General features: G+C 26.3%; 6 protein-coding genes. All 6 read left to right on the top strand.

Translation table 11 applies throughout. The features are described 5' to 3' along the window. The first annotated feature begins 133 nt into the window (after positions 1–133). On the top strand, positions 134–1,519 hold the full coding sequence (locus V6137_RS20445) for an extracellular solute-binding protein (protein ID WP_425449798.1): 1,386 nt from the start codon (positions 134–136) through the stop codon (positions 1,517–1,519). 92 nt (positions 1,520–1,611) lie between these two features. After that, positions 1,612–1,767 carry a hypothetical protein gene (locus tag V6137_RS20440; protein WP_425449797.1) on the top strand — a complete coding sequence of 52 codons (156 nt, stop codon included), beginning with the start codon at positions 1,612–1,614 and terminating at the stop codon, positions 1,765–1,767. A 54-nt stretch (positions 1,768–1,821) separates the two neighbouring features. Next, positions 1,822–3,171, top strand: a complete 1,350-nt coding sequence (locus V6137_RS20435; protein WP_425449796.1) for an extracellular solute-binding protein — start codon at positions 1,822–1,824, stop codon at positions 3,169–3,171. A 92-nt stretch (positions 3,172–3,263) separates the two neighbouring features. Then, positions 3,264–3,419 carry a hypothetical protein gene (locus V6137_RS20430; protein WP_425449795.1) on the top strand — a complete coding sequence of 52 codons (156 nt, stop codon included), beginning with the start codon at positions 3,264–3,266 and terminating at the stop codon, positions 3,417–3,419. Between the two features lie 55 nt (positions 3,420–3,474). Then, positions 3,475–4,875 (top strand): hypothetical protein, encoded by a 1,401-nt coding sequence (locus V6137_RS20425; RefSeq protein WP_425449794.1) that lies wholly within the window; start codon positions 3,475–3,477, stop codon positions 4,873–4,875. Between the two features lie 224 nt (positions 4,876–5,099). Continuing rightward, positions 5,100–5,949, top strand: an 850-nt coding sequence (locus V6137_RS20420) for a hypothetical protein (RefSeq protein ID WP_425449793.1), incomplete at its 3' end; no start/stop codon positions are given.

Raw genomic sequence — 5,949 nt, 5'->3', positions numbered from 1 at the left:
ATAAGATAAGTTTTGTATTAAAAGGTTATTTAAGAATATGAATATTGAAGTTATTTTTAGTGAGAATGTTCGGTAGAAAAGAACTTTATTTTCTATCAAATGTTCTAACTATATTATACGAGGAGGGGATAGAATGAAAAGAATATTTATGCTTTTTATATTATTAGTAATGCTCTTATCGGGATGTTTCCAAGGAGACACTGATAAAAAATTAACATCAAATGATTTAATTGAAAAAAAAACAAATAAAGACGAGGTAACAATAGCTATTTGGGAAGATAACTATCATTATTATCAAGTAAACTTGGAGATGCTAGTATACAGTCTTGATGAAATTGAAAAAGAAACGGGATTAAAAATAAAGTACGATATTATAAAGGGAGAAACTCAAGAGGAGTTTTTTAAAAAGTTAAATACCAAATTATATCTAGATAAGGGACCTACGTTAATATACCTTTGTGAAACTCCAATAAAGATATATACAGATAGTGGTGTGGCTTTAAATTTAGATGGGAAACTAAAAAATTTAAATAAAATATATGATTCTATAAAAGATAAAAATAATTATTTTGTACCAATAGGGATGAAGACTGGAATTTTTCTAATAGATAGAGATGAGTTGAATTATTTAGGTATAAAAGAACCAGAATATGATTGGAGTTGGGATGATTATATAAGTATTAAAAATAAATGGCTAGGGAAAAATAAAGTGAAATTAAGACGATACATTATAAGAGACTTATATGATTATAATATCAATCAATTAGATATTATAGACACAAAAAATAAAGAAGCAAATATAAATACAGAAGAAATGAAAAAGTGCATTAAAGGGTTAAGGGAAGAATTTTTCGGCGGGAAATATATATTGCCAAAAGATTTTAAAGAGGGAGATTACTATAATGCATATTTCACCACTAAAAACATATCAGAACAAGGGAAAGAAGAATATAAAAGATTTATAAGATATTATAATCAAGATTATATACTTATATATACGGGAGAACATGCACTTTACCCTTATGTAACAAACAAAAGAAATAAAGAAAACAAGATAATAGTATCAAATATCATTAATGGAGATAGGAATTTATCGTTAGGAGGCTTTCTAGTAAATAAAAACGGAGAAAATATAGAGGAGGGAATAAAGTTTATAAATTATTTATTAAGCGACGAAGTTCAGAAGAAGCTTTATAATTCAGAGAGAGAACCCTATGTACTATCTTTTTATCCAGTAAATAAAGATATAGAAGATGAAATAAAAAAGCTTGAGAAAAATAGAGACCTAAGTGATAAAGCATTGAAGATAAAAGCAGAAGAATTAGAAAAAATAAAGAGTGGAGAAAATAAACCTAAATTAACCTATGAAGATCAAAATATGAGCATATATATACTAAAAGACAAGCTATATAAAGACATATTTAAGCTAGTATTTGCAGATGAAGAGTACAGTGATAGTAAGTTAGAAAGAAAGCTACAGGAGCTAGAGAATCAGTATAATATATATTTAAATGAATAGGGAGTACAATTGTTAATTGTGAATGGTTAATTGTTAATTATTGTGGCGACAGCTTAGGTTTAGGAGGTGTCGCTATTTTTGTTATTGAAGTAGTGGATTTTGTATATAATACTTGTAAGTTGAAGGTTATGGAGTTTATTTTTAATATAGAAGAAAATTCAAATAAAATATTTCCAACAGAAGAGTTAAAGGCTGATAATTTCACAAATATAGATTGTCTATATGAATTGATATGTAAAGTCCAATAAAAAATGAACTTTTTAGATGTTTAAATACTCCTATATATAAAGGAGATTAAAATGATGAAAAAAGTGTTACTTATTATATTATGTATCATATTATTACTAGTGTCCTGTACAAATGAAAGTAATGTTGACAGTATAAGCAATGAAGATAAAGAGATAGCTATAGCTATATGGGAAAAGGATTATTATGATGGTCATATAGATGACATGCCTTATTTCCATGATGTATGTAAATATGATGATATTAAAGATATAAAAGTTAAATTTGACATCATCAAAGGAGATACTTACGAAGAATTCCTAGATAATATAAATGTTAAGCTATACCTAGATAAAGGTCCCACTCTTATATATATAAGTTATAAGCCTTACTATTATCAAATGTTTAAAGAGAAAGGTATAGCAAAAAAAGTAGACCACAATATGATACCTAATATTAATAATATATATGACTTCTACTTAGAGGAAGAAATATATTTCGTGCCAATAGGAGCATATTATATATGCACATCATTTAATAAAGCTCAAATAGAAAAGTTAGATATAGAAATACCAGGTTTTAATTTAACAATAAATGAATATTATGATATAAGAAAGAAATGGGTGGAATACAATGCTCCAATAGAAATCTCATGGAGCGATGTAGAGGACATAGTAAGGATTAGACTAGATAATATAAATATATTTAGTGAAGATTATAAAGCAATAAACATAGATACTAAAATAATGAGAGAAAGTATAAAGACTATGAAAAAGGAAATATATTCAGGAAAATATATTTTGCCAAATGACTTTACATATGAAGACTACTATAAGGCCTGCTTTGATTTTAGTCATCAGGAGAGAAGTAAATATGAAGAATTTAGGACTAAAGGAATGACAGCTTATTATTTAACATTTAGCGCAGATAATGGATTAAAAACATCCAGTATGAAAAGTGGTGTTATAGATAATAGGGTGATTTTCCCAAATGTTGAACATCCTAAATATAATGTGGATCTAGGTGGGTTTATAGTTAATAAAAATGGGAAAAATAAAGAGCTAGGATATAAGTTTTTAAATAGACTTTTGGAAGAAGAATTTCAAATGAAAATGTATGAAGGTCAGTACATGTATGCTCCAGTAATAAAAACAGTAGAAGATGATATAGAAAAAATAGAGTCAAAGCAGGGCTTAGAACCAGAGATTATGGAGCTTAAAAATTATATATATGACAAAATGGAAAAGGGAGAAATACAACCAAGATTATACACAAATGACAGAACATTAAAGACCTTTAATTTAAGAAGAAAACTCTATAAAGACTTATTTAAGTTTATATTTACAGAAGAGGAATATAGTGTTGAAGAATTAAGCAGGAAGTTAAAGGAGTTAGAGGATAGATATAGTGTTTATTTAAATGAATAAGAAAGACAATTGTTAATTGTGAATGGTTAATTGTTAATTATTGTGGCGACAGCTTAGGTTTAGGAGGTGTCGCTATTTTTGTTATTAAAGTAGTGAATTTTGTATATAAAACTTGTAAGTTGAAGGTGATAGAGTTTATTTTTAACTTAGAGGGAAATTCAAATAAAATATTTCCAACAGAAGAGTTAAAGGCTGATAATTTTAGAAATATAGATTGTCTATACAAATTAATATCTAAAGTGCAATAAAAAATGAACTTTTTAGATGATTAAATGCTCCTATATATAAAGGGGGATTGATGTAATGAAAAAAGTATTTATATTTATTACATTATTAGTATTTATTTTATCAGGATGTTCTGAGGAAGATAATGAAAAGGAGTTAACATCTAATAATCTGGTAGAAGAAGCAATAGAACAGAATGAGAGAGAAGATAAAAATGAGGTAACAATAGCCATTTGGGAAGATGATTATCGTTATTATACAGAGGAATTTGAAATGTTAAACTATGAGATTAATAAAATTGAAAAGGAAGCAGGGATAAAAGTTAAATACGACATTATAGAGGGAGAAACTCAAGAAGAATTTTTCAAAAAGTTAAATACTAAATTATATCTAGATAGGGGACCAACATTAATATATCTTTGTGAAACACCTATAAAGATATACACAGATAGTGGAGTCGCTTTAAAGCTAAAGGGAAAAGTAGAAAATCTAGATAAAATATATGATTCTATAAAAGATAGAGATGATTATTTTGTGCCCATAGGTATGAAAACTCATAGTTTACTTATTACTAGGGAAGAGTTTGACTATTTGGGAATAAAGGAGCCAAAATATGACTGGAGTTGGAGCGACTATACAAGTATTAGAGATAAATGGATAGATAAGAATGAGGTAAAACTAAGAAGACATTTTATAAAAGATATATATGACTATAAGATTAATCAATTAGATATTATAGATATGGAAAATAAAAAAGCAAATATAAATACAGAAGAAATGAAAAAATGTATAAAAGATTTAAGAAGTGAATTTTTAGGAGGGAAATATATATTACCGAAAAACTTTAAGCAAAAAGACTACTATAATGCATACTTTACTACTGAATCTGTGAAGAGGCAGAAAGATACAGATTACAAGTCATTTATTAAATATCATCCAGATTATATATTTTCTGAACTAATAGAAACTGAATTACATGCTTTTGTTGTGGATAAAAGGATGAAAGAAAATAAAATAGTAGTTTCTAATGTTATGAATGAAGATAAAAACGTATCATTAGGGGGATTTTTAGTAAATAGAAATGGAGAAAATATTGAGTTAGGAACAAAACTCATAAATTATCTATTAAGTGATGATATGCAGATGAGACTTTATAATTCAAGCAGGAAGCCTTTTATGTTATCTTTTTATCCAGTAAATAAAGATATAGAAGAAAAAATAAGAGTATTAGAGAAAAACCAAAAACTCAGCCAGGAAGCATTAGAATTAAAAGAATATTTATTAGAAAAAATAAAAAGTGGAGAAAATAAACCTAAATTAACCTATGAAGATCAAAATATGAGCATATATATACTAAAAGATAAGCTATATAAGGACATATTTAAGCTAGTATTTGCAGATGAAGAATATAATGATAGTAAGTTAGAAAGAAAGCTACAGGAGCTAGAGAATCAGTATAATATATATTTAAATGAATAGGAGAAACAATTGTTAATTGTGAATTATTGTGGCGACAACTTAGTTTTAGGAGGTGTCGCCGTTTTTGTTATTTAAGTAGTGGATTTTATATATTTCATAATGGGATAATATGTTTATATTTAAAATAGAAAAAATTTTCGATAATATATCTCTAAGAAAAAAGCTGATAACAAAATGAACTTTTTACATATATAAATACTCTTATAAATTAGGAGGGGGATGGAATGAAAAGAATATTTATATCTTTTATATTATTAGTAGTGATCTTATCGGGATGTTTTCAAGGAGAAACTGATAAAAAATCAAATTCAAATAACTTATTAGAAGAAATAAATAAAGATGAGGTAACGATAGCTATTTGGGAAGATGATTATCGTTATTTTGGAAATAGACTTGTGATGTTAATATATGGCCTTGATAAAATTGAAAAAGAAACGGGATTAAAAATAAAGTACGATATTATAAAAGGAGAAACTCAAGAGGAGTTTTTTAAAAAGTTAAATACCAAATTATATCTAGATAAGGGACCTACACTGATATACCTTTGTGAAACTCCAATAAAGATATATACAGATAGTGGTGTAGCTTTAAACTTAGATGGAAAATTAAAAAATTCAAATAAAATATATGATTCTATAAAAGATAAAAACAATTATTTTGTACCAATAGGAATGAAAACTGAAATCTTTTTAATAGATAAAGACGAATTGGATTATTTAGATATAAAAGAACCAGAATATGATTGGAGCTGGGAGGATTATAGAAGTATTAGAGATAAATGGCTAGAGAAAAACGAAGTGAAACTAAGACGACAATTTATAAGAGATATATACGACTATAATATTCATCAATTGGATGTTATAGATATAAAAAACAAAGAAGCAAATATAAATACAGAAGAAATGAAAAAGTGTATTAAAGGGTTAAGGAAAGAATTTTTGGGGGGGAAATATATATTGCCAAAAGATTTTAAAGAGGGAGATTACTATAATGCATATTTCACCACTAAAAAAATATTAGAACAAGAAAAAGAACAATATAAAAATTTTATAAGATACCATCAAAATTATATAT

Source organism: Dethiothermospora halolimnae (genome assembly GCF_037577855.1).
In the GTDB taxonomy this organism is placed as follows: Bacteria; Bacillota; Clostridia; order Tissierellales; family VENL01; genus Dethiothermospora; species Dethiothermospora halolimnae.
This window is presented reverse-complemented; position numbering and strand designations above follow the sequence as displayed.